The 23897-nt window shown below is 61.2% G+C and carries 18 protein-coding genes and 2 rRNA genes (1 of these 20 cut by a window edge); 8 read left to right on the top strand and 12 right to left on the bottom strand.

Features of this window, described 5'->3' with window-relative positions:
• Together AB4O08_RS03125 and rrf are read left to right on the top strand one after the other, a co-directional pair.
• Positions 1–1770: ribosomal RNA gene (locus AB4O08_RS03125) — 23S ribosomal RNA — on the top strand; it begins 1122 nt to the left of the window's first position.
• 156 nt (positions 1771–1926) lie between these two features.
• Positions 1927–2042: ribosomal RNA gene (gene rrf / locus AB4O08_RS03120) — 5S ribosomal RNA — on the top strand.
• Between the two features lie 73 nt (positions 2043–2115).
• Here the strand turns inward: rrf and AB4O08_RS03115 are convergent.
• The gene (locus AB4O08_RS03115) at positions 2116–2238 is read right to left on the bottom strand and encodes a hypothetical protein (RefSeq protein ID WP_021492086.1); all 123 of its coding nucleotides are present in this window, start codon (positions 2236–2238) and stop codon (positions 2116–2118) included.
• Between the two features lie 142 nt (positions 2239–2380).
• Here AB4O08_RS03115 and mrdA point away from each other — a divergent pair, with 142 nt between their 5' ends.
• The gene (gene mrdA / locus AB4O08_RS03110; protein ID WP_010211572.1) at positions 2381–4273 is read left to right on the top strand and encodes a penicillin-binding protein 2; all 1893 of its coding nucleotides are present in this window, start codon (positions 2381–2383) and stop codon (positions 4271–4273) included.
• Here the strand turns inward: mrdA and AB4O08_RS03105 are convergent, their stop codons facing one another.
• On the bottom strand, positions 4274–4675 hold the full coding sequence (locus AB4O08_RS03105) for a GFA family protein (protein ID WP_045792340.1): 402 nt from the start codon (positions 4673–4675) through the stop codon (positions 4274–4276).
• A 98-nt stretch (positions 4676–4773) separates the two neighbouring features.
• Between AB4O08_RS03105 and AB4O08_RS03100 the strand changes: the two genes are divergently transcribed.
• Positions 4774–5241 (top strand): SRPBCC family protein, encoded by a 468-nt coding sequence (locus tag AB4O08_RS03100; protein WP_010211569.1) that lies wholly within the window; start codon positions 4774–4776, stop codon positions 5239–5241.
• A 222-nt stretch (positions 5242–5463) separates the two neighbouring features.
• Here the strand turns inward: AB4O08_RS03100 and AB4O08_RS03095 are convergent, their stop codons facing one another.
• Positions 5464–7701, bottom strand: coding sequence for a TonB-dependent receptor (locus AB4O08_RS03095; RefSeq protein WP_010211568.1), 2238 nt, complete (start codon positions 7699–7701; stop codon positions 5464–5466).
• Between the two features lie 195 nt (positions 7702–7896).
• Here AB4O08_RS03095 and AB4O08_RS03090 point away from each other — a divergent pair, with 195 nt between their 5' ends.
• The 4 genes from AB4O08_RS03090 (at position 7897) to AB4O08_RS03075 (ending at position 12288) form a co-directional block, all read left to right on the top strand.
• Complete coding sequence (locus tag AB4O08_RS03090; protein ID WP_021492080.1) at positions 7897–10254, top strand: DNA polymerase II; 2358 nt, start codon at positions 7897–7899, stop codon at positions 10252–10254.
• A gap of 70 nt (positions 10255–10324) precedes the next feature.
• The gene (locus AB4O08_RS03085; protein ID WP_010211563.1) at positions 10325–10903 is read left to right on the top strand and encodes a GNAT family N-acetyltransferase; all 579 of its coding nucleotides are present in this window, start codon (positions 10325–10327) and stop codon (positions 10901–10903) included.
• A 12-nt stretch (positions 10904–10915) separates the two neighbouring features.
• Complete coding sequence (locus AB4O08_RS03080; protein ID WP_460114695.1) at positions 10916–11548, top strand: glutathione S-transferase N-terminal domain-containing protein; 633 nt, start codon at positions 10916–10918, stop codon at positions 11546–11548.
• Positions 11549–11712: 164 nt separating this feature from the next.
• Positions 11713–12288, top strand: coding sequence for a DUF4174 domain-containing protein (locus AB4O08_RS03075; RefSeq protein ID WP_021492078.1), 576 nt, complete (start codon positions 11713–11715; stop codon positions 12286–12288).
• Between the two features lie 26 nt (positions 12289–12314).
• Here AB4O08_RS03075 and AB4O08_RS03070 read toward each other — a convergent pair whose 3' ends face one another.
• The 9 genes from AB4O08_RS03070 to AB4O08_RS03030 all read right to left on the bottom strand — a co-directional run bounded on the left by AB4O08_RS03070 (position 12315) and on the right by AB4O08_RS03030 (position 23896).
• Positions 12315–13361 (bottom strand): acyltransferase family protein, encoded by a 1047-nt coding sequence (locus AB4O08_RS03070; protein WP_460114694.1) that lies wholly within the window; start codon positions 13359–13361, stop codon positions 12315–12317.
• An 85-nt stretch (positions 13362–13446) separates the two neighbouring features.
• Complete coding sequence (murJ, locus tag AB4O08_RS03065; RefSeq protein WP_045792338.1) at positions 13447–14856, bottom strand: murein biosynthesis integral membrane protein MurJ; 1410 nt, start codon at positions 14854–14856, stop codon at positions 13447–13449.
• On the bottom strand, positions 14856–16283 hold the full coding sequence (locus AB4O08_RS03060; protein ID WP_010211556.1) for an O-antigen ligase family protein: 1428 nt from the start codon (positions 16281–16283) through the stop codon (positions 14856–14858). The genes murJ and AB4O08_RS03060 overlap by 1 nt, the downstream gene beginning before the upstream one ends.
• A gap of 2 nt (positions 16284–16285) precedes the next feature.
• On the bottom strand, positions 16286–17389 hold the full coding sequence (locus tag AB4O08_RS03055) for a glycosyltransferase family 4 protein (RefSeq protein WP_460114693.1): 1104 nt from the start codon (positions 17387–17389) through the stop codon (positions 16286–16288).
• Complete coding sequence (locus AB4O08_RS03050) at positions 17380–18597, bottom strand: glycosyltransferase family 4 protein (RefSeq protein ID WP_044286938.1); 1218 nt, start codon at positions 18595–18597, stop codon at positions 17380–17382. The genes AB4O08_RS03055 and AB4O08_RS03050 overlap by 10 nt, the downstream gene beginning before the upstream one ends.
• A gap of 8 nt (positions 18598–18605) precedes the next feature.
• On the bottom strand, positions 18606–19934 hold the full coding sequence (locus tag AB4O08_RS03045; protein ID WP_044286940.1) for a GH39 family glycosyl hydrolase: 1329 nt from the start codon (positions 19932–19934) through the stop codon (positions 18606–18608).
• Positions 19924–21114 carry a glycosyltransferase gene (locus tag AB4O08_RS03040; protein WP_045792335.1) on the bottom strand — a complete coding sequence of 397 codons (1191 nt, stop codon included), beginning with the start codon at positions 21112–21114 and terminating at the stop codon, positions 19924–19926. Before AB4O08_RS03040 ends, AB4O08_RS03045 begins: the two co-directional genes overlap by 11 nt.
• Positions 21114–23105, bottom strand: coding sequence for a GumC family protein (locus tag AB4O08_RS03035; protein WP_137206159.1), 1992 nt, complete (start codon positions 23103–23105; stop codon positions 21114–21116). The genes AB4O08_RS03040 and AB4O08_RS03035 overlap by 1 nt, the downstream gene beginning before the upstream one ends.
• 14 nt (positions 23106–23119) lie before the next feature.
• On the bottom strand, positions 23120–23896 hold the full coding sequence (locus AB4O08_RS03030; RefSeq protein WP_460114692.1) for a polysaccharide biosynthesis/export family protein: 777 nt from the start codon (positions 23894–23896) through the stop codon (positions 23120–23122).
• Position 23897 lies beyond the last annotated feature (1 nt).

Below are 23897 nucleotides of genomic sequence, written 5' to 3'. Positions count from 1 at the left end.
TAACGGGGCTCAAACCATACACCGAAGCTACGGGTATCACGTAAGTGATGCGGTAGAGGAGCGTTCTGTAAGCCTGTGAAGGTGAGTTGAGAAGCTTGCTGGAGGTATCAGAAGTGCGAATGCTGACATGAGTAACGACAATGGGTGTGAAAAACACCCACGCCGAAAGACCAAGGTTTCCTGCGCAACGTTAATCGACGCAGGGTTAGTCGGTCCCTAAGGCGAGGCTGAAAAGCGTAGTCGATGGAAAACAGGTTAATATTCCTGTACTTCTGGTTATTGCGATGGAGGGACGGAGAAGGCTAGGCCAGCTTGGCGTTGGTTGTCCAAGTTTAAGGTGGTAGGCTGAGATCTTAGGTAAATCCGGGATCTTAAGGCCGAGAGCTGATGACGAGTTAACTTTTAGTTAACGAAGTGGTTGATGCCATGCTTCCAAGAAAAGCTTCTAAGCTTCAGGTAACCAGGAACCGTACCCCAAACCGACACAGGTGGTTGGGTAGAGAATACCAAGGCGCTTGAGAGAACTCGGGTGAAGGAACTAGGCAAAATGGCACCGTAACTTCGGGAGAAGGTGCGCCGGTGAGGGTGAAGGACTTGCTCCGTAAGCTCATGCCGGTCGAAGATACCAGGCCGCTGCGACTGTTTATTAAAAACACAGCACTCTGCAAACACGAAAGTGGACGTATAGGGTGTGACGCCTGCCCGGTGCCGGAAGGTTAATTGATGGGGTTAGCTAACGCGAAGCTCTTGATCGAAGCCCCGGTAAACGGCGGCCGTAACTATAACGGTCCTAAGGTAGCGAAATTCCTTGTCGGGTAAGTTCCGACCTGCACGAATGGCGTAACGATGGCGGCGCTGTCTCCACCCGAGACTCAGTGAAATTGAAATCGCTGTGAAGATGCAGTGTATCCGCGGCTAGACGGAAAGACCCCGTGAACCTTTACTATAGCTTTGCACTGGACTTTGAATTTGCTTGTGTAGGATAGGTGGGAGGCTTTGAAGCGTGGACGCCAGTTCGCGTGGAGCCATCCTTGAAATACCACCCTGGCAACTTTGAGGTTCTAACTCAGGTCCGTTATCCGGATCGAGGACAGTGTATGGTGGGTAGTTTGACTGGGGCGGTCTCCTCCTAAAGAGTAACGGAGGAGTACGAAGGTGCGCTCAGACCGGTCGGAAATCGGTCGTAGAGTATAAAGGCAAAAGCGCGCTTGACTGCGAGACAGACACGTCGAGCAGGTACGAAAGTAGGTCTTAGTGATCCGGTGGTTCTGTATGGAAGGGCCATCGCTCAACGGATAAAAGGTACTCCGGGGATAACAGGCTGATACCGCCCAAGAGTTCATATCGACGGCGGTGTTTGGCACCTCGATGTCGGCTCATCACATCCTGGGGCTGAAGCCGGTCCCAAGGGTATGGCTGTTCGCCATTTAAAGTGGTACGCGAGCTGGGTTTAGAACGTCGTGAGACAGTTCGGTCCCTATCTGCCGTGGACGTTTGAGATTTGAGAGGGGCTGCTCCTAGTACGAGAGGACCGGAGTGGACGAACCTCTGGTGTTCCGGTTGTCACGCCAGTGGCATTGCCGGGTAGCTATGTTCGGAATAGATAACCGCTGAAAGCATCTAAGCGGGAAACTAGCCTCAAGATGAGATCTCACTGGAACCTTGAGTTCCCTGAAGGGCCGTCGAAGACTACGACGTTGATAGGTTGGGTGTGTAAGCGCTGTGAGGCGTTGAGCTAACCAATACTAATTGCCCGTGAGGCTTGACCATATAACACCCAAGCAATTTGACTACTCTAACGAGCATCAGATTGCGGTGTGTGAAGATGATACGAACCGAAAGTTCGATATCTCACAAAACACCGATCTGTCACATACCCAATTTGCTGAAGCGAGACCATCAGGTCACGACTCAGTACCCGAATTTCTTGACGACCATAGAGCATTGGAACCACCTGATCCCATCCCGAACTCAGCAGTGAAACGATGCATCGCCGATGGTAGTGTGGGGTTTCCCCATGTGAGAGTAGGTCATCGTCAAGATTAAATTCCAGAACCCCTGTTTGCTAACGCAGACAGGGGTTTTGTTTTGGGCGGTCGGAAAGTACGTAGAGACTCATTGCCGTGCACTGCTGGTCAACGCCGTCACCGATAACAGACCATTGAAGCGCCACTCCTCATGAATCCCCTCTTTTTGCATCCCGACCAGCGCACGCTCTTCCTCTACGACTTTCCTCATAAAAGCGGCTCATGAACCTGCCGTTGGGCAAATGGATACAAAGTGTTTCCGCATTTTTGGTATGGTGCAGCACATTTTCACAAGGACTGATCTTTCAACCGCAGGAAGCGGCGTCGACCTTCTTCAACGAGATGCTGTAGAAATGCCTGAACCTATACCGATCAAGGATCACGAAAAAGAAAACCGCTTGGTCAACAAACGCCTGCTTGCCTGCGCGCTGTTGGTTATTGGCATCACCTGCGCCCTGGTGGCACGCATGTACTTCCTGCAGGTCGTACAGTTCGACTACCACTCCACTATTTCCGAGAACAACCGCGTCCACGTGCTGCCTATTACGCCGACGCGTGGGTTGATCTATGACCGCAACGGCGTCGTGCTGGCTGACAACCGTCCCAGCTACAACCTGACCATCACCCGTGAACGCACCACCGACCTCAAGGGGGAGTTGGACGCCATCGTCAGTTTGCTGCACTTGCCGGCAGAAGACCGTGCTGTATTCGACAAGGCACTGAAGCAAGCGCGGCACCCCTTCGTTCCTGTGACATTGTTTTATGAGCTGACCGAAGAGCAGATCGCGCTGCTGGCCGTGAATGAGTTTCGCCTACCGGGGGTGGACGTAGAACCGCAATTCGTTCGTCACTACCCCCTGGGCGCTCACTTTGCCCATTCCATCGGTTACGTAGGGCGGATCAACGAGAAAGAATCCAAAGCCCTCGACTCGGTGGAGTACCGGGGCACCCAGTCCATCGGCAAGACCGGGATCGAGCGCTTCTACGAGTCCGAATTGCATGGCCACGTAGGCTATGAAGAGGTCGAGACCAATGCCCAGGGCCGCGTACTGCGTGTGCTCAAGCACACCGATCCGATTCCGGGAAAAAACATTGTCCTTAGCCTCGACGTTCACCTCCAGGAAGCCGCAGAAGAGGCCTTGGGTGATCGACGCGGTTCGGTGGTTGCCCTCGACCCGCAGACCGGTGAAGTGCTGGCGATGGTCAGTAAGCCAAGCTTCGATCCGAACCTGTTCGTCACCGGTATCAGCTTCAAGGAATACGCCGCCCTGCATGACTCCATCGATCGGCCGCTGTTCAACCGCGTCCTCAGGGGCCTCTACGCGCCAGGCTCGACCATCAAGCCGGAGGTCGCCATCGCCGGCCTGGACAGTGGCGTCGTCACCGCCCAGACCCGCGTGTTCGACCCGGGTTACTACCAACTGCCAGACTTCGATCACAAATACCGCAACTGGAATCACAGCGGCGACGGCTGGGTAGATATGGACGCCGCCATCATGCGCTCCAACGACACCTACTTTTACGACCTAGCCCACAAGCTCGGCATCGATCGCCTGCACGACTACCTGGCTGAGTTCGGCCTGGGTCAGAAAGTGTCGCTGGATATGTTCGAAGAGTCAGCCGGCCTGATGCCCTCCCAGGCCTGGAAGCGCGCCACCCGCCGGCAACCCTGGTTCCCGGGTGAAACCGTGATCCTCGGCATTGGCCAGGGCTATATGCAGGTCACACCGCTGCAATTGGCCCAAGCCACAGCGCTGATCGCCAACAAGGGCGTGTGGAATCGGCCTCACTTGGCCAAGACCATCAATGGCGTGCCTCCCGTGGATGAAAACCCGATGCCCAACGTCGTCCTCAAGGACCCGCGTGATTGGGAGCAGGTCAACCACGGCATGCAACTGGTGATGCACGACCCACGCGGCATTGCCCGCGCTGCCGCACAAGGTGCGCAATACCGCATCGCCGGCAAGAGTGGTACGGCACAAGTGGTCGCGATCAAGCAGGGTGAGCGTTACAACCGTGAAAAGACCCTGGAACGCCACCGCGACAACGCCTTGTTCGTCGGTTTCGCTCCAGCCGAACATCCGAAGATCGTGATTTCGGTGATGATCGAAAACGGCGAGGCCGGCGGTCGTGTTGCAGGACCGGTAGTGCGCCAGATCATGGACGCCTGGTTACTCGACCAAGAAGGTCACCTGAAGCCGCAGTACGCGACACCGGCTAAAGCACCCGGAGACCCGAAGGTCTAATCAGGTTTGCCACCCGTCCCACTGCTCTACGCCTTCATAGGCAAGCCAGGGCACCGCATGGGATGTCCAGATATGCGCGGTGGGCCTGACGCCTGGATCATCATCCAGCGTCGCCACCCGCACAATGACGTGGGGTTGGTGCCCGCGCTCCGCCATCAGGTGCGAACCGCAGCGCGAACAGAAATGCCTGAACTTGCCTGGCGACGATTCGAATGACGCCAGCAGGGCTTCGCCCTGGGTCCAGCGAAAGTGTTCACGCATCACGCCCGCCGTCGCCACAAATGCTGCCGCATGCACCTTGCGACAGCTGACGCAGTGGCAGTGGCTGATGGGCATGTCGAGGCCGTCCACTTGGTAGCGCACGCCTTTACAGAAGCAACTTCCATTCAACGGGTCAGTCATAACGTATAGCCGGTTCAAGGATGGGGTCATCATGATTGCTTACAACCCAAGGTTGCGCATTATTTGATGTCGCCTACTGTCAATGGAGGAGGTGACTTATGCACGTATTAGATCGCATCGAACGAAAAGTCCTGCTCAACGCTTCACGTAAACAGGTGTGGGAAGCCCTCACCGATGCCGAGCAATTCGGCAGTTGGTTTGGTATCGCCCTCAGCGGCAAAAGCTTTGTTGCCGGGCAAACCCTTGAGGCGCCGATCACTTATCCCGGTTACGAGCATGTGATCTGGAAGGCCAGAATCGAACGCATCCTGCCGCAAACACTGTTCTCGTTCCGGTGGCACCCCTTCGCGGTGGAAGAGGGCGTCGACTACGACCAGGAAACCCCGACACTGGTGGAGTTCACCATTGAGGACCGAGCACCGGGCATTCTACTGCGGGTGGTCGAGTCGGGGTTTGACGCAGTGCCTGAGGCACGGCGGCAGAAAGCCTTCAAGATGAATTCCCGTGGCTGGGATGAGCAGATGGGCAACATCGAAACTTACCTGAGCCAAGCCCGTCAAGCTTGACCGCAATGGGCATCATGCTTGATGCCCACTTTTCTAACCTATTCAGCCTTCACCTGCACCTCACCGCCTTCGGCACCTGCCAGCACTACCTGATGCTTGGCCGCATCCACCGCCAATACCTTTGTTGGTGACTTCATCGGCCTCAACGGATTTTGTCAGGCGGATATCGACAGCGTGGGCGACGAGGTTGGGCGGACAGAAGCGCGGCCAAGGCAACGTTGATCAGAAGTCCACAGTCGCCGACAGCTTGGCGACACGTGGATCGCCCTGGCTGAGGAAACCGCCCTGGGCTGATTCCCAGTACTTCTCGTTGGCAACGTTTTCCACGGTGGCACCGAGAGTGACATCCCGCTGAGCCACCTTGAAGTTGTAGCGTGCGCCTATGTCGAAGCGGTTCCACGCTGGCAGGCTCAGGTTATTGGCGGCGTCGGCATACTGGCCACCGGTGCGCAGCATGCGGCCGTTGAGCGTCACGCCCTGCAGGCCAGGCACATCCCAATCCACGTTGGCATTGAGCTGGAACGAAGGCACGCCGATCGCGCGGTTACCGTCGTTGGCACCGTTTTGCGTGTCCTTGAGCTCGGTCTTCATGACTGTCACACCGCCCAGCAAGCGCAGGCCGCTAACCGGTTCGCCAAACACGTTCAGCTCCACGCCTTTGTTGATCTGCTGGCCCTCTCGCACGTAGCGCGCTGTCGTAGCATCAATGACCTGTACGTAGCCGGCTCCAGGCTGTTCGATGCGGTACACACCCAACGTCGCCCCATAGGTGCCCATGTCGACTTTTACCCCGGCTTCAATCTGCTTGGAGCGTGCCGGTGCATAGGGCTGGCCTCCGCCAATAACAGTCCTGTTCCCGGAGTTGACAGGGGAAGTCGGACCTTGGGCCAAGCCTTCAATCCTGTTCGCGTAGAAGGACACATGTTCCCAGGGTTTGAAGACGAGGCCGTAGACCGGCGTAGTGATCGACTCGTCATAATTGGCCGTGCGGGTACCGCTCATGTAGTTGTAACCCTGCACAACGATCTGCTGGCGGCGTGCACCGACCGTCACCAACAGGCGGTCGTCGAAGAACCCCAGGGTGTCGGACACTGCCGTACTGCGCACAAAGGTCTTGGCCGTGATGGTCGGGTCGCTGAAATCGGTGCCAGGGGTATTGCGTGGATTATTCAGGGCCGGTGGCGCTCCCGTCACAGGGTTGTAGATGTTGGTTAGGGTGCGTGGGGTGGCGAACACATAGGCATTGCGCGCCTGGGTCCAGATGCCGGCCAGGCCGAAGTTGAGACGATGGCTCACAGGGCCGGTCTGGAATTTGCCATTCAGGCCACCCATCAAGCTGCTGTTGTCTTCCTCATGCGCGATGGTCGAACCGCTGGCGGTTGCATTGCCAAGGTTATCGGTCAGCGTCACCGACGAGTACTGCCCCATTTCACGGGTGTGCTTGGCCCCGCCTGCCGCATAAACCGTCCAGTTGTCGTTCAAGTCGTACTCGGCGCGCAGCATGCCCAGGGTGTCTTCAAGGTTGGTGTTGCTCCAGCTCGGCGCGTAGTTGGTGTCAGCCGACGGTGCATCCGGGATATGGGTGGCCGTGCCCAGGAACACCGAGTTGCGCCCGCCGTTGATGCGTTGCTTCTGATACACAAAGTCACTGGACAGGCGCAACGCATCGCCGCGGTAATCCAGGCCGACCGCAAACAGTTTCGAGCGCTGGTTTTCATCATCGATGCCGGTATCGCCTTCGCGCTGGGACAGGTTTACCCGCGCGCCAAAACGGTTGTCTTCACCGAATCGCTGGCCTATGTCCAAGTGCTCGCCCACTCGGCCATCGCTGCTGATATCGGTGCTGAAGCGACGCAGCGGGACGTCGTCGGCGCGCTTGGGTTGCAGGTTCACACCACCGCCGATCCCCGAACCGCCTGGCGTTACGCCGTTGATAAAGGCATTGGGTCCCTTGAACACTTCCACGCGCTCCAAGGCGTCAGTGGAGATGATCTGGCGCGGCAGGATGCCGTACAGGCCGTTGAAGGAAATGTCGTCACCGTTCAGCGGCAGGCCACGGATCATGAAGGTCTGCGCCTGGTTGGCAAAACCTGACGCCTGGCGCACGGACGAATCATTGAGCAGCACATCACCGACAGTTTCGGCCTGCTGGTCGCGAATCAACTTTTCGGTGTAGGAGGCCATGCTGAACGGCACATCCATGATGTCCTGGTTACCCAGCACACCCAACTGACCGCCGCGTGCCACCTGGCCGCCAGCGTATACCGGAGGCAGGGCGTTTGGAGCGGGCGCTTCGGCGTTGATGCTGGTGGCGCCCAGTTCCAGTGTGTTGCCATCCTGACGGTTGTTCGCATCCTCCGGAGTGGCGGGTGTTGCGGCGTGGGCTGTGAGGCTCATGGAGCAGCAAAGGGCGAGCAGGGTAGGGCGAAATGGCACAGCAAAGGTGGCACGGATGGGCATGGTCGATCCTGACGGCGAACCGTTATGTGGGGAAAAGGGCAACAGCGTTGCGCGTCCTCACTGCGCGGATACGACTCCGTCGTGAATGATAGTAATTATTATTAACGTCTTGCAACAAATTTATGAGATTCAGGTCTGCGCGCGCGGATGCCGAGTAGAATCACGCCCTGAAAGCGATTCCTGAGGTGCGGTACGGTGGATTTACAGCAGGGTTTTGTCCTGACCCGGCATTGGCGAGATACCCCGGCGGGTACGGAGGTCAGCTTCTGGCTGGCCACCGACCAAGGCCCGAGGTTTGTCCGTCTACCCGTGCAGACGTCGGTGATGTTCATCCCCGAGGCCCATCGCAAGCCGTTGGATTGGCTGCTCAAGGGCGAGCGCGACATCGAGTTGCGCCCGTTGCAGCTCTGCGATTTTCATCATCGCCCCGTGCTGGGCCTGTATACGCGCCAGCACCGCCAAGCGATGGACGTGGAAAAACGCCTGCGCGCTGCCGGGGTTGATGTCTACGAAGGCGACGTGCGCCCACCCGAGCGCTACATGATGGAGCGCTTCATCACCGCACCGGTGTGGTTCGGCGGCACACCGGACGCCACCGGCGTGCTCTGTGACGCGCAGATGAAGCCCGCGCCCGACTACCGCCCGCCGCTTAAGCTGGTGTCCCTCGACATCGAGACCACCGCCCAGGGCGATCTCTACTCCATCGCCCTCGAAGGCTGCGGCGAGCGCCAGGTGTACATGCTCGGCCCGCCGAACAAACCCGCCGCCGTGGACTTCAAGCTCGACTACTGCGACACCCGCGCCCAACTGCTCGAACGCCTCAATCAATGGCTCGCCCTGCACGACCCCGACGCGATCATCGGCTGGAACGTGGTGCAATTCGATCTGCGCGTGCTCCACGAACATGCCCAGCGCCTCAATGTGCCGCTCATGCTTGGGCGGGGTGAAGAACCCATGGCCTGGCGCGAACACGGCAGCCGCAACCATTACTTTGCGGCGGCGGCGGGGCGCTTGATCATCGATGGCATCGAAGCCCTGCGTTCGGCCACCTGGAGCTTCGAATCCTTCAGCCTGGAAAACGTCGCGCAAACTCTGCTGGGCGAGGGCAAGGACATCTCCACGCCGTACCAGCGCATGGACGAAATCAACCGCATGTTCGCCGAGGACAAGCCCGCGCTGGCGCGCTACAACCTCAAGGACTGCGAACTGGTCACGCGGATTTTCGAGAAAACCGAACTGCTCAAGTTCCTGTTGGAGCGCGCCAGCGTCACCGGCTTGCCGGCCGACCGCAACGGTGGCTCCGTCGCTGCGTTCACCCATTTGTATATGCCGCTGATGCACCGCCAGGGTTTCGTCGCGCCGAACCTGGGCGATAAACCGCCCCAGGCCAGCCCCGGCGGTTTTGTCATGGACTCACGCCCAGGCCTCTACGAATCAGTGCTGGTGCTCGATTACAAAAGCCTTTACCCGTCGATCATCCGCAGTTTCCTGATCGACCCGGTGGGCCTGATCGAAGGCCTCAAGCACCCCGACGACAGCGAGTCCGTGGAAGGCTTTCGCGGCGCACGTTTCTCTCGCACCCGGCATTGCCTGCCGTCCATCGTCGCGCGGGTCTCCGAAGGCCGTGAAGTGGCCAAGCGTGAACACAATGCCCCGCTGTCCCAGGCCCTGAAAATCATCATGAACGCCTTCTATGGCGTACTCGGTTCCAGTGGCTGCCGCTTCTTCGATACGCGGTTGGCCTCGTCGATTACGATGCGTGGCCACCAGATCATGCGCCAGACCCGCGAGCTGGTCGAAGCCCAAGGTTATGAGGTGATCTACGGCGACACCGACTCGACTTTTGTCTGGCTCGGCAGTGCACACGGCCAGGAGGACGCGGGGCGCATCGGCCGGGCGTTGGTGCAGCACGTCAACGACTGGTGGCGCGAGCACCTGCAAACGGCATTCGGGCTGCAAAGCGCGCTGGAATTGCAGTATGAAACCCACTTCACCCGCTTCCTCATGCCGACCATCCGGGGCGCAGAGGAGGGCAGCAAAAAACGCTACGCCGGGCTGGTTGTGCACAGCGATGGCCGTGAAGAAATGGTCTACAAAGGCCTGGAAACCGTGCGCAGCGACTGGTCGCCCCTGGCGCGCCGATTCCAGCAGGAACTCTACCAGCGCATCTTCCATCGCCAGCCCCACCAGGATTACATCCGCGACTATGTGCGCCGTACCCTCAGCGGCGAATTCGATGAGTTGCTGATCTACCGCAAACGCCTGCGCCGTCAGCTGGACGACTACGAGCGCAACGTGCCGCCCCATGTCCGCGCCGCGCGCCTGGCCGATGAGTACAACGATCGCATGAACCGCCCGCGCCAGTACCAGCGCGGTGGCTGGATCAGTTACGTGATCAGCGTCAACGGCCCGGAACCGCTGGAAGTGCGGCACGCGCCCATCGACTACGACCACTACGTCACCCGGCAACTGCAGCCGGTGGCGGATGCGATCCTGCCGTTCGTGAATGACGATTTCAGCACCCTGGTGGGCGGTCAGATGGGCCTGTTTTAAAACGCTTGATTCGTCCGGGTGGGAGCCCCCACTCTCTGTCACTGATGACCACCCAGACGGCGCTTGCACCATGACCCTGATCTCTCTGACCGGAACCACGGTCGAACTCTTGCCGCTGCAAAGGGAACACAAGACCGCCTTGCTCGAAGCCGCAGCCGATGGCGAATTGTGGAACCTCAAGGTCACCAACGTACCGGGCCCGGACACCGTCGATAAGTACATCGACACCGCCCTGGCAGGGCGTGACGCCGGCAGCATGATCCCGTTTACCTTGGTGCGTCGTGATGACGGCCAGGTGGTGGGTAGCACGCGGTTCTGGAAGGTCGACCGGATCAATCGCAAGCTGGAAATCGGCCATACCTGGCTGGCGCTGTCCACGCAGAAAAGCGCGATCAACACCGAAGCAAAGCTGCTGTTGCTGACCTACGCGTTCGAAGTGCTCGACTGCGTGCGCGTGCAATTCACCACCGACGAACTCAACGAAAAATCCCGCGCCGCGATCCTGCGGCTCGGCGCCGTGCAGGAAGGCATTGTGCGCCACGAACGCATCATGCCCGACGGGCGCAAGCGCAACTCGGTGCGCTTCAGCATCATCGATTCGGAATGGCCGCAGGTGAAGGCCAACTTGCAGGCCAAACTGCAACGCTAGGAGGAAAAGCCCATGTACACCCTTTATGGCATCGACGAATCCGGCTCCTGCATGATCGAAATCGCCCTACAGCGCTGTGCGGTGCCGTGGCGACGGGTGGACGCGGCCTCCTGGGCAGAGGGTGAGGGCAGTGATGAGCTGGCCCGGATCAACCCGCTCAAGCAGGTACCCACCCTGATCACCCCCGATGGCCAGGTGTTGACGGAAAGCGCCGCGATCCTGATCCACCTGGGCTTGGAATATCCGGCCTCGGACCTGCTGGCCGGCGACCGCGCGCAGATCATCCGCGGCCTTGTGTACATCGCGGCCAACTGCTATTCGGCGATCGGCATCATTGACTACCCGCAACGCTGGCTCGGCCACGTCAACGAAACCGTACAGGCGCAGCTGGTGACAGGCACTCGACGATACTTGCACCAGGCCTGGGTGGTGTTTGCCGATCAGTTCGATGGGCAGTTGTTCGCCCCGAACGGCGTGCCGAATGCGTTGGGCGTGATGGCGGCGGCGGTGTCGCGTTGGGATGAAGCGCGGGAGGTGTTGAACGGTCTGGCGCCGGGCTTTGCCCAAAGCCTGGCGCAAGTGGATGCCGACCCTGTCGTCGCCCCCGTATTTGCGCGGCATTGGCCCGCGTGGAAGGTCTCATGATGTTTCCGAAATCAGTGGAAACAATGACAGGTGCGCCCACCAAACCCTTGCGTAGCGGGCGTCTTGTCCTACGCTTTCGTAACGTGGTGTAGGAATCATCCTTGAATTTGACTGTCGCAGACATGAAACTCAAGAACCCTGCATGGAATACAAAGGAGGTGCGCATGCTCATCCGGTCGCTGACCCTGGCTACCTTGATGGCTTTTACGGGGCCGCTGTTGGCTGCTGATGATATCAACCCGCTCAAGCAAGACTTGGGCAAGGCCCGGCCGCTGGTAGTGGTAGAGCTTGATTCCGGCAACGACACCTTGGCGACCCTCAAGAAACAGTTGGACGAGCCTGCGACCAAGCAGTCTTTCGAAGAACGCAACATGGTGTTCTACACCGTGAAGTTTGGCAGCATCGGCGCCGAAGGCGAGAAGTTCGCCAAGGACCCCAAGGACAATAAAAAGCTCACGCCCCCGGAAACCAACGCACTGATCCGTGCCCTCAAACTGGGTGCCGGCAGTGGCACCAAAGTGATCCTGGTGGGCAAGGACGGCGAGAAGAAAGTCGAGAAGACCGTGCCACCGGATACCCTCGACTTGAAGGAATTCTTCACTGCCATCGACCAGATGCCGATGGCCGAGAAAGAAACCGCCGCCGCCCCGGAGCCTGAACCTGCGGCCCCTGCGCCAGCCAAGGGCGCCAAGCCTGCCAAACATGGCAGCAAGCCTGCACCGCAACAGCTGGATGACTGAACCCAAGACCCTGTAGGCGTGAGTGCCTACAGGGTATTTTGTGGTTTTCGCACCGGAAACGGAAAGTAGAAAAACCGCAGGAACGCCACCCGCTTGATCACTTCCCCGATCAACAACGGCGCCACCACCGCCACCACAAAACCGATACAGGCCGCGACAAACGCGTGCAGCCCCAGGCGCTCCATCAGGTCGAAGGTCTTGTGCTGGATTTCACCATGGAAGATCAGCAGGATCAGGGTGTTCTGGCCGATGTAGGTCATAGCCCGCGTGACCCAGGCCGAGACCATCAGCACCTTTGCCAGCGCCCAGCACGCGTATACACCGATCACGGCGGGCAGGGTGGTCCATAACCAGTGGTCGTAGCGCCGCTGCGCCAGGTCCATGGTGTCCCAGGTGAACGTGAATACTGCGATAAACAGCGCGACGGAGACCACCAGCGTCAGCCAGGAGCCCGAGTGGGCGCGCAGCCAGTCGCGCAGCAGGTAGCCGACAATGAAGTAGGTGCTGCTGATCAGTGTGATATCCAGGCTGAACGGCAGGCCCGGCAGGACCCAGGTGTGCCCGCCCAGCGTGACCGGCAGTTGCCAGAACCAGGGCAGCATCCACACGCCCACGATCAATTGCAGCGTGACCAATGCGCAACTCAGCAACAGCGACAGCTTCAGGCGCTGGATCAGCCGCAGCATCAGCCAACTGAACAGGATCGCCACCCAGAAGTGCGGCAGAAACCACAGCGCCTGCCATGGGATGGTGTCCACCGAGGCATACAGCACGCCGCCGATATCCGGCAGCAGCGGCTGGCCCCGCAGCAGGCTGCGCACGATCACGTAGATAAGCATGGTGAAGAAAAACGGCTTGAGCAGGCCGTCGGCCTTGCGCACCGCCATCTCCACGAAGGGCTGTTCAGGCTTGAAGAACACCCCGGACAAAAAGAAGAACAGCGGCAGGATGAACGACGCCAGCACCGGATACAGCAGGTCCGGCGAGGTGGCGACGAACCAACTGTGGGCGAATACGATCACCAGGATGCCAATGCCCTTGGCAATGTCCATTTGAATCCAACGATGTTTCACCTGAACCCCTCCCTCTAAAAAAACCACCGCCCTTGTAGGAGCTGGCTTGCCAGCGAAAATCGTCAACGGGAATGCGCGGCATGAGTCATGCCTTGCGCCACGGCTTCAACCACAGCCCCATACCCAGCAACACCACTGCACCGGCCAGGGTGCTCAGCCCCAGTTGCAGCCACACGCCTTCAATCCGAAACAGCGCCAACGCCGCCACACCCATCAGCACGGCATTGAGCAGCCAGCTCCGAGCCCAGGGCAGGGCGCTGAGCAAGGCCTGGCGTTGCATCAGCAGCAGCGCGGTGCAGATCACCCCGGCCAGCGCCGCCAACGGAATGCCTGCCAGGCCAAACACAAACGGCAGGACGCCCAGCAACAGCACATTGACCAGGCTGCCGAGCAGTTCGCAGCGCAGCGGCTGGCGCGTATCCCCGGCCGCGTAGGCATAACGCGCGAGCAAGGCGTTCCAGGCGCCGAATACCAGCGGCACGGCAAACCACGCCAGCAGCAGCGGCAACGGCGAGTCCAGCGATTGCGCGGGCAGCAGCAACGCCACGAGGCTCGGGGCCGCCGCCACCAGGCCGACACCGGCGGGCAGAGTCAGCACGCTGGCGGTTTCCAGGCCGCGCTTGAGCAGGGCCAGTCGCTCATCGCCCTGACGACGGCTCATCATGCCCAGCAACACCTGGTTGAGGCTCATCAGCGCAATCAGCGGCAGGTTCATCAGCTTGCGCGCCAGGTTGACCCAGGTCACCGCGCCTTCACCCAACAGCGATGCCACCAGCCGTTCAATCAGCGCCAGGCCCTGGCTGGCGCCGTTGCTCAGTAACAATGGACCGATGCGCTGCCCCAATTCCCGCAGCGGCGCCCACGGCAATTGCCAGCACCACGGCCGCCAGCCCTGGCGCCACATCGATGGCAGTAGCGCCAACGGCATCAACAAGCTGCCGGCCAGGCAGGCCAGGGCCAGGGCGTGCGGTTGGGTGGCGGTGCCGGCGAGGGCGAGGTAGGTCACCGGTGGCAAGTTGAACAATAACGAACCCAAGCCAGCCAGCACGAAACGTTCGCTGGCCTGCAACGGGATGCTGAACAGCGCGTGCAGCATCAACCCCGGCACGCACCAGGCGACGATCTGCAAGTTACTGCTGGCGAGCGCCGTGGCACTCGCCGCCAGGCCTGGCCCGAGCAGTTGCACCAGCCACGGCGCCAGCAGCGTCAGCAACAGGCTGGTGACCAGGGCGATCAGCAACAGTGCGGGGAACAACGCGGCCAACCAGCCCAACCGCTCGTCGTCCTTGCGCGCCAGATACAGCGGCAGCGCCGCGGCACTCAGCACGCCGCCGGCCAATGACATGCGCAGCGCCTCCGGCAAAAACAGTGCGATCAGGAATGCATCACTGCGCTCGCCCGCGCCCCAGGCCGCCACCAGCAGCCATTCACGGGCAAAGCCCAGGCACAGGCCCAGCAGCGTCGCCAGTGTCAGCCAGGCGGCGGAGCCCAGCATCAGGGCTGTGCGCCATCAAGCACGGGTTTGCCGAACACCACACGTTTCACCTGAGGCAGGCGTGCCGGAAACAGTCGACGTGCCTCCAATACGTTGATGCCGACCATCAGCCAGAACAGCGCGACCATCACCACCGCAAAGCTGAAGTAGTGGTCGAACAGGCCGCTGACCAGCGCCGAGAGAATTCCGGCTGTGGTGCCCAGCCACAGCGCGTTGTCTTTGGTCAGGCGGATCGGGCCGCTTTCCGGGCGGGCTTCACGCCACCAGCGCACGGTGACCGCGATAAAGAACAGCATGCCGACGATGCCGGTCTTGTAGATGTAGTTCAGCCACAGGTTGGAGATGCCCAGCAAGGGCGTGCCAGGCACGGGCGGATCGACCTTGAAGCCGATACCGAACGGGTACGACACCATCGCCTGCGGAAACATGCGGTACTCGTCGAAACGCACTTCGGTACTGGCGTTGCTCGAAGAAAAAATCGTCGCCAGGCGTTCCTGCAGCGGTGGATAAGCCATCACCAGCACGGCGGTCAGCGCCGCGCCGATCATCAGCAGACGTCCGGTGTAGGGCACCCGGCGCGTGGCCATCCATAGCAGCACCAGCGCCAGGCTGACCATTGCCCCACGGCTACTCGCCAACAGCAAGGCCGCCGCGCCCAGGCACGCCACGCCCAGTCCCAGTGCGCGTTTCCAGCCTTGTTCGGTCATGCCGAAACAAAACGCCAGGGGCAGCAGCAGCGCCATGATTCCGCCGATGGCATTCGGGTGCATCCACGGCGAGCCCATCCGCGAAGACATGGCTTCCAAGCCGAATTTCAGCATGTCGAAGTTGCCGTAATTGAACAGTGCCAGCACCGGCGCAATGCCGGCTCCGGAGCGTGTGCGCACGAACACCGCAATCGACAGCATCAGCATCGCCAGGCTGCCCAGCAGCAGGGCGATCACCAGGGACTCGCGGTGCTTGTGGTCCACCAGCAACTTGGCGCAGAGGAACACCCCCGACAAGTTCAGCAACCAACGCAGCCAATTGGCCACGCCGCTGCTGTCGGCGTGGATGGTGACCTGACCGACAATGAAGGGGAACACGCTGAACACCATCAGCCACAACAGCATCTGGTCGGTCGGGCGCCGGGTGAGGCTCGGCGTATCCGGCAGGCGTACCAGGAAGTTTTGCCAGAGGACCGCGCCCCAGGTCATCGCCAGGATAGCTTCGCTGACGGTACTGCGAATGCCCAGGTTAACCGTGGAATAGGGCATGAACGTGGCAACCAGGGCAAACAGCAGCAGGCCCCAGAACGGAAAGCGTAGGATGGTCACCGCGCCGGCCAGGCCGATCACCGCGAGGAACGCCTTGGCCGGTGACAGCAGCAGGGCGGCGGCGCCAAACAGGAGGCCGAAGAGGATGGCGACGAGGCTGGGCAGGTTCACTCTCACTTCAATTCCTCGATCAGTTCGGCCAGGCGTCGGCGGTAGGCTTGATGGTTGAAGCGTTGCGCCCATTGCCGGCGTTGCTCGGGTGATTCTTCTTCCGCGCGATCGCCGAGGCTGAGCATCAATTGCGTCAGCGCCGGACCACCGGTGGGCGAAAAACGCGGTGCCGAGGGCGGGGTGATTTCATCCAACGAGGTACCGCTGGCCACCGCCACCGGGGTGCCGACGCTCAGCGCTTCGATCACTGGCAGGCCGAAGCCTTCGGCATAGGAAGGCTGCCACAGGCGCGAAGCCTGGCGGTAAAGCGCATGCAACTCGGCATCCGACACACCGCTGAGCGCACGAATGCCCGGCAGAGTGCGCTGGGCCTCGGGCAAATGGTCGAGGCTGCCCACCAGCACCAACTCCGGCACGGCGGGAGACTGACGTCGCGCCTGCTGCCAGGCGTCTACCAGGAACGGCACGTTCTTGCGCAACTCGCGGGTGCCCACCAGCAACCAATAGCGTTCAGGCAATTGGCGTGCACTGAGATCCGCTGCCTGTTCGGAAAAGGCATCGACCTGGTTGGGCAACACCCGAATCTTGCCCGCCGCCTTGGGAAACAACCGCGCGGTTTCATCGGCGCTGTACTGCGACGGCGTCCACACCCGATCGGCGCTGTGCACCGCGTAGGCAATCGACAGGCGATCACTGGTCTTGTAGATCAGCGCCTTCAGACGGTTGGCGTGATAGTTGTCGAGGGTGATTTGGAACAGGTCGTGCAACAGCACCACCGTACGCAGCCCCTTCGGGTGGGGCGGTAATGGCAAGCCCATGTTGAAGGTGCTGATGTACAGGTCGATATGCTGCTCACGCAACGCACGCGGCAAAAAGCCGGCCTCGAAACGCAGGCGATTGTGTGGCTGGTGCATGGCGGTTTTCGCGCAGCCCCAGGCCGGGCAATGGGCCCGCAAGCGGGTTTCATCGCCCAAGGGAGCCACAGTGAACCGTTCAAGCTCGATGCCCGGCAGGCCGTGCAGGGCGCTTTCCAGCGCGTACACCTGGCGGCTGATGCCCGATTGCGGCGAGGTGCCGACGGTGCGGTAATCCAGGCCTACACGCATGCGGGCTCCTTTTGATTCAGGGGCGAAAGGCTGGCGTACACCTTTTCCAACTGGCTGGCGGCGACGCTCCAGTCGTGGGCGCGGCGCACATAGGCGCGGGCGGCTTCGCCCATGGCCGCGGCGGCATCGGGAAATTGCAGCAGGCGCACCACGGCGTCCGCCAGGCTCACAGCGGTCTGCCCGCCGAGGTAGTCCAGGCCTTCCACCAGGTCCAACCCGGACACGCCTTGTTCGGTACTTGCCAATGGCAGGCCCGCGGCCAACGCTTCCAGCACTTTGAGCTTGGAACCACCACCATGGCGCAACGGCGCCAGAAACACCGAGCAGCTCGACTGCAGTTTCAGCAGGTTGGGCACAAACCCTTGCCATTCAATGCGCGGGTCCGGCCAGCGCTCACGCCAACTGTCCGGCATGCCGAAGCCACACACACTCATTCGCGCCTGCGGGCAACGCTCCCAGACCTTGGGCAGGATTTCGTCCAGGGCCCATTCGATGGCGTCCACGTTGGGCGCGTATTCGTAGTTGCCGAGGAACAGCACGCGGTGGGTCGACGGGTCCGGTCGGGCGGCGGCGAAGTGATCGCAATCCACGCCATTGACCACCACTGACACCGGTTTGCCGGCGATGGGTTCCAGGACCTGGGCGTCGCTGTCGGTCACCGCCACCACTTGGGTGGCCTGGCGCATCACGCGCCGTTCCCAGCGGGTGTAACGCCATTGGTCATAGCGAATGAACGGCAGCGACCAACCCGGCAAGCGGTCGTAAGTGGCCGCGCCTAGGGCCGATTCGACGTTGTGTTCGGTCAGCACGAACGGCTGGGATTTGCGCGCCAGCGCCTCTTCATAGGGCTGGAAGCTATAGGTGTGCTCGATCTGCACCACATCCCAATGCTCGTTGAGCAGTTGGTTGAACCGGTCCTGCAACGCGCCCGACAAGCCATTCACGCTCGCCAGCAGCGGGTAGGGCGCAAACAGCCCGGCGAGCAGGGTCTTCACGCTGCGCAGAGGGCGACGCGGCAGGATGATCAGTTGTTCGAGAAACGCCTCCAGCACCTGGCGGTCGGTGAGCGACACCGGATGTTTGTCATGCAGCAGCAAGGTGATCCGATGCCCACGCGCGGACAGGCTGCGCAGCAGGTGGAACTGGCGCGTCTTGCCGCCGCTGGTGGCGGGCCAGGGTGAGTAGGGCAGGATCCATAAAATGCGCATGGCAGGCCTCACTCCCATAACAGAATTTGCAGGTTCGACTTGACCGGAACGGTCAGGCCATTGGTGCCGCTTACCGGGGTTTGTGTGCCGTGCAGCGGGTCGTACAGGGTGGCGCTGGCCAAGCCCGGCAGGTGCGCGTTGCCGCCCTGGGCGGACCAGAAGAACCACAGCTTGCGCCCATCGGTGCGGGTCCAGCCGATGCTGAACAGGCCATCGGGCAGCGCGTCGGCAGCAGGCGGATCACCCGGCGTGAGCTTCGGCCCGCTGACATCAAGGAAGTTCTTCAGTGCGGTGTAGACCGGCTTGGGGTTGGTGTCGATATCCAGCAAGCCATAGGAGCGGTCACGCACGCTGGCGCGCTGGTCGAGGTCGCTCAAGGTGAACAGGAATATCTTGTCGTAATCCATCGCGCTCATCAGCGCCAGGCGACGAACCACGTAGTCGGCCTGGGCCTGAGGGGTGATGAGGTCCTGGGCGTCTTTTGGCCCCTTGTACGTCGACCAGCCCCACTCGGTGCTCCACAAGGTTTGCACGCCACCGTTGCGCAGGGCCTGGTTGAGCTGGGTGGATTTGGCGATGAAGTCCAGGTTGGCCGGGTCGTTGCCTTCGGGCAATTGGGTGTAGGGGTGGTAGGAGATGATGGTGTTCAGACTGGCCACGCCCAGCGCGCCCAAGGCGTCGAACATGGTCTGGCCGTTGGGCATTTCACTGAAGAACGCCATGCCGGCGGCGACCACCGGTTTGTTCGGGTTCACGGCGCGTAACGCGTTGGTGGTAACGGTCAGAAGATTCGCGTAGCCGGCAGGATCCGCCACCGGGCGCCAGAAACCGATCAAGTTCGGTTCATTCCAGACTTGCCAGGCATCCACGCTGGGGTAGCGCTGTGAGAGCAGCGCCATGCGGTTGGCGAACACGTTGGGATCTTGCGGCGGGTACTGGTCCGGGTACTGCGACATCGGTGGCGCGCTGGTGATAAAGCGTGCCGACCCGACTAAGTAAAACACCGACTTGATCTGGTTCTGTTGCAGCTTGCCCACCAGCTCATCGAGGGTGGCGAGCTTGTACTGGTTCTGCGCGGTTTCCAGCTGATCCCAGTGCAGATCCAGGCGCACCCACTCCAGGCCCAGGGCCTTGAGGCGGTCGATCTGCTTCTGGTAGCGCTCGGGGCTGAACCACAGAAACTGCGCATTCACCCCCAGGAAATCCTTCCACACCACTTCCTTGGTGCCCTTGAGTACATGGCTTTCGGCATCCGCTTGGCGTCCCCACAAGAATGCGGTCAAGCCCAGGGCTGCAACCACCGCAAAGGTGGCGAGGTAAGTGCGTTTACGCGCCATAAGGGGCTCCGGTGATGGCCTGCTCGAAGAGCTGCTTGAACTTCTGCGCGGTCAACGGCCATAGGCGTTCGCGGCCGATTTCCCCGGCCCGCTCGGCCCAATCCCGAGCCAGCAGTGGCGTGCGTGCCAAGCGCAGTAGCTGTTCGCCGAGCGCGGCCACATCCCCTTCGGGGTAGATCGCGCCGTTGCCGCTGGCGACTTCCTCGGCAAACGCACGCGCGTCGGAGGTGATTGCGCCGCGCCCACAGGCGGTGGCCCAGGACAGCGCGCCACTGGTGCCGCGCTGGCGTCCCAGCAGGCCGAGTTTTTTCGATTCGCGATAGGGCAGCACCATCACATGGTGGGCCTGAATGGTCTGGGCGATTTCATCGGCCGGCAGGTTCAGGCGCCAGTCGATTGCGTCGGTCAGCCCCAATTCCGCGATCTGGGCATTCAACTGCTCCAGGTAGTTGCCGCCCGCGCCGAACGCCATTTCCGCCGCAGTGCCGCCGGCCAGGGTCAGGCGCACGCGGTCGCGCAAGTGAGGGGCTTGCTTGAACACATTCGCCAGGGCCTGCACCAGGTCTTCAATACCTTTGCCGCGGTAGATAAAGCCGAAATACAGCAGGCGCAAGGTGTCCAGCGACGGCAATGCTGCCGGTGCAATCGCCAGGTTGGCATGGTTGATCACCGCGACTTTGCCGGCCGGCAGTTGCATGCGTTGGGTCAAGCAGTCGGCGCCCAGTCGGGTGAGGGTCACCAACCGGGTCAGTCCCTTGGCCACCTGGCGTTCTTCGCGCAGGGTCAGCGGGTCGGCCAGCACCACCGCCGCCTGCGGCAATGGGCTGGGCAGACGCGCCATCAGGTTCAGTGGAAACGGCAACTGTTCACGTCGCCACACGATGCGCTCCGGGTCATGCACGGTGGCCGTAAGTGGCAACTGCGGGTAAGCCTTGCGCAGTTCACGCAAGGCCAGGAATTCCCCGAGCCGCCCGCCGCCCAGCTCGGCGTGCACCAGGTCGACGGATTGCCAGTCGAAAGCTGCGATGGCTTGCTTGATCGCCTCGGAGTTGCCCGCGACCCCGGCCAACGGCGTCAGCACCGTCACACCGAGGTGTTCCAGTGCCGTGCGGAAATGGTTCGCGTAGTCGGCGATCCCGTTCTTTTCCGGCGGCAAGGGCGCGAGCAGGGCGATACGCATCAGAACGCTCCCCGGTATTTACCGATGGTCTGCAACACCTTGCCCGGCACTTCGAACTTGCGACGGTTGATGATGATGCCGTCCACCTTGCCAAACGCCGTGTTGAGGATCGACAGCGCATGCTCCACCACCGGCACGGTACTTTTGCGGGCTTCCACCACCAGGCCGATCAGGTCGGCGCGGCGCAGGTTGATGAAGGCTTCGCGGTTATCCAGCAGGGCCGAGGCGTCGAGCAACACCACTTCACCCGGTGCGGCGGCTTCCACCCCGCCGACCCGCACATTGATGCCGTTTTCATGCAGCAGCTGGCGCAGTTGCTCCACCACAAAGGTCACCCCTTCGCCATGGCGCGCCGAGGTCAGGCCCAGGGTCACGCCGTGCTCGGCAATGCGGTCGGGCTGCAGCAGACTGTACAAGCGGTAGATGCTCGCATTGAACGCGTTGGTACTTTGCGCGGTGGAGGTGTCCAGCTCCGGCAGGGTGGTCCACAGTGGCAAGCCGAACTTGCGTTCCACCAGGCCACCGTCGTGAATCCGCTGGTCGAGCAGGTAGCACAAGTAGATCACCAGCAGGCCGACCACGATGGCAAACGGAATCGCCAACAGCAGCATCACCAGGGTTTTCGGGAAGATGCGGCCCGGGTTCAGGGTGGCCTCTTCGATCACGGCGATGTTGCTGATCTGGCTGTTATCCAGCTCGCGGTCGATGCGGGACTTTTCCAGGTTATCCACGTACAGCGCGTAGTTGCGCTCGGTGGTGTTCAGCTCGCGGGAGAGGCGGGCCAGCTCCGGCTCAATCTCCAGGGCCTCCTTGCGTTGGGCTTCCAGGGTCAGCAGTTGTTTCTGCTGTTGAACCAGCTGAGTTCGCAGCGCCTGGTTGTTGCTGGTTTCATCCAGCAACACGCGCTGCAAGTGAATTTCCAAGGTGTTTGGCGCACGGTTCTCTGACGCTTGCACCGTGTTGCTCTCGTTGTTGACCTGCATCTGCATTGCCCGAATCGACGCGTCCAGGGCTTTGACCGGCGGCGCGTTGTCGGTGTAGGTGCGCATCATGTCGGCCTTTTCCAGCAGCTTCTGGTTGAGCAGGCGACGCAAATCCTGCTGCTGCGGGTTCAGTGCGATCTGGCGCACTGTGGTGACTTCCTTGGGTTGGCCCTTGAGCTGGGTGCGTGTGCTCTGGATCGCACTGTCGGACGAAGCGATCAGCCGCGTGGTGTTGAAGGTCTCGCCGCGCAGCACGTTGATGCGCTCGGACAAGTCTTCCAGGCGGTCGGTGATGCTCGCGGCGCCGATCTTGTTCAGGTGGGTGAGGATCTGTTCCTTGTAGCTCTTGATCTCGGTCGCGCTGTTGGCCACCTGGCCTTCATAGAACGCGTACAGGCTCTTGCGGCCCAGGGCCTCGGTGCGCTCGTTGATGTAGGTCTCGACCCAATCCTTGACCACCGCCTGGGCGATTTCCGGGTCGCTCCATTTGAAGCTGATGTCCATCACCGTGGAACCGGCGGCGTGGCTCACCTCGAAGTTCTTCTCCAGGCCGGCAGCCAGACGTTCGACCGGGGTGGTTTTTTCGACGATACCGACGGTTTCCATGATCACGCGCACGCCGTCGAACACCGCACCCACGCCGCTCTTGACGTAGTACTTGGTGCGCTTCCAGAAACCCTCCGGCGGCGGTGCGTTTTCGATCACTTCCAGGTAATGCTCAGCCACCGCGCGCACGATGGGCCGGCCGGTGAGCAGGCGCTCCTCGTCGACAATCGGGTCACGCTGGGTGCTGGGCATCACCAGCGCCTGGCGGTTGCTGATCTCGATGGGCAAGGTCGAATCGCGCCCAGGTTTCACCAACAGCCGCGCGGTGGACTCGTACTTGGCCGGCAGCAGGAACGCCCCCAGCAGGATGATCACCAGCGCGGCAATCGCCGCCAGTTTGAACTCACGCCGGAAGATGAAGAACAAGCGCAGAAGATCACGAAAAGAACGGATCTCGATCATGGGATGTCGCTCCTTTAGTTATTGCCGCCGCTGGTTCGGGTGTAGTTGTAGCCAACCCCAATGGACTTGGTGAACGGGATCAGTTGGTTCATGTAGGTATCGACCCCTTGGATGCGCTCGCCCACGTTGGATTTGGGCACGAACACCACATCGCCGCGTTGCAGGTGCACGGGTTTGCGGCCGCTGGGGCCGGTCTTGAGTAACTGGCTGAAGTCCAGGAAGTACGCGCGATATGCACCCTGGGCGTCTTCGCGCAGCAGGGCGACCATGCTCGCGTTGCCCGCCGGGCTGACCCCGCCGGCACCAATGATGGCTTGTTCCAGGGTGTTGGCCGTGCCGAGTTGCACCGCCGTCGGGTTGTTCACCGCGCCGCCGACGATGATCGAGCTGCCCGGCGCCTGGTTGATGTTCACGGTCACGCGCGGTTCGCGGTAGATGGGCGCGAGTTTGCTGGTCAACTCCGTGGCCAGTTCCGAAGGCTGGCGTCCGGCGACCTGGACCGGTCCCAGGAACGGGTAGTTGATCTTGCCGTCGGTCTGCACCGTGTACAGCGTCAGCTCATAGATGGTGCTGACGTTGAACGCCGACAGCGTCGGCATCTCGCCGGCATCGCGCACGATGCGCAACTGGTCGCCGATGCGGATGCGTTCCACCGCCGGCGGCAGTTGGGCAAGCTGGTCGAGGGCGCGTTTGCCTTCCTCGACGGTTTTGTCGTCGGGCGGGACGATGCGTGCCGGCGTATTGCAGGCGGCCAAGGCCATCATGGCCACGACAAGCAGGGTTCGTTTCATC

It is taken from the genome of Pseudomonas sp. H3_E07 (genome assembly GCF_054668895.1).
Note: the sequence above shows the minus strand (reverse complement) of the source record. Positions and strands in the feature narration are given on the sequence as shown.

Coding starts and splice junctions, on each gene's coding strand:
- AB4O08_RS03075 (WP_021492078.1), top strand. CDS start 11,713: ATGCTCATCCGGTCGCTGACCCTGGCTACCTTGATGGCTTTTACGGGG.
- AB4O08_RS03105 (WP_045792340.1), bottom strand. CDS start 4,675: ATGACTGACCCGTTGAATGGAAGTTGCTTCTGTAAAGGCGTGCGCTAC.
- AB4O08_RS03085 (WP_010211563.1), top strand. CDS start 10,325: ATGACCCTGATCTCTCTGACCGGAACCACGGTCGAACTCTTGCCGCTG.
- AB4O08_RS03050 (WP_044286938.1), bottom strand. CDS start 18,597: ATGCGCATTTTATGGATCCTGCCCTACTCACCCTGGCCCGCCACCAGC.
- AB4O08_RS03035 (WP_137206159.1), bottom strand. CDS start 23,105: ATGATCGAGATCCGTTCTTTTCGTGATCTTCTGCGCTTGTTCTTCATC.
- AB4O08_RS03030 (WP_460114692.1), bottom strand. CDS start 23,896: ATGAAACGAACCCTGCTTGTCGTGGCCATGATGGCCTTGGCCGCCTGC.
- AB4O08_RS03040 (WP_045792335.1), bottom strand. CDS start 21,114: ATGCGTATCGCCCTGCTCGCGCCCTTGCCGCCGGAAAAGAACGGGATC.
- AB4O08_RS03100 (WP_010211569.1), top strand. CDS start 4,774: ATGCACGTATTAGATCGCATCGAACGAAAAGTCCTGCTCAACGCTTCA.
- murJ (WP_045792338.1), bottom strand. CDS start 14,856: ATGCTGGGCTCCGCCGCCTGGCTGACACTGGCGACGCTGCTGGGCCTG.
- AB4O08_RS03095 (WP_010211568.1), bottom strand. CDS start 7,701: ATGCCCATCCGTGCCACCTTTGCTGTGCCATTTCGCCCTACCCTGCTC.
- AB4O08_RS03080 (WP_460114695.1), top strand. CDS start 10,916: ATGTACACCCTTTATGGCATCGACGAATCCGGCTCCTGCATGATCGAA.
- AB4O08_RS03045 (WP_044286940.1), bottom strand. CDS start 19,934: ATGGCGCGTAAACGCACTTACCTCGCCACCTTTGCGGTGGTTGCAGCC.
- AB4O08_RS03115 (WP_021492086.1), bottom strand. CDS start 2,238: ATGAGGAAAGTCGTAGAGGAAGAGCGTGCGCTGGTCGGGATGCAAAAA.
- AB4O08_RS03055 (WP_460114693.1), bottom strand. CDS start 17,389: ATGCGTGTAGGCCTGGATTACCGCACCGTCGGCACCTCGCCGCAATCG.
- mrdA (WP_010211572.1), top strand. CDS start 2,381: ATGCCTGAACCTATACCGATCAAGGATCACGAAAAAGAAAACCGCTTG.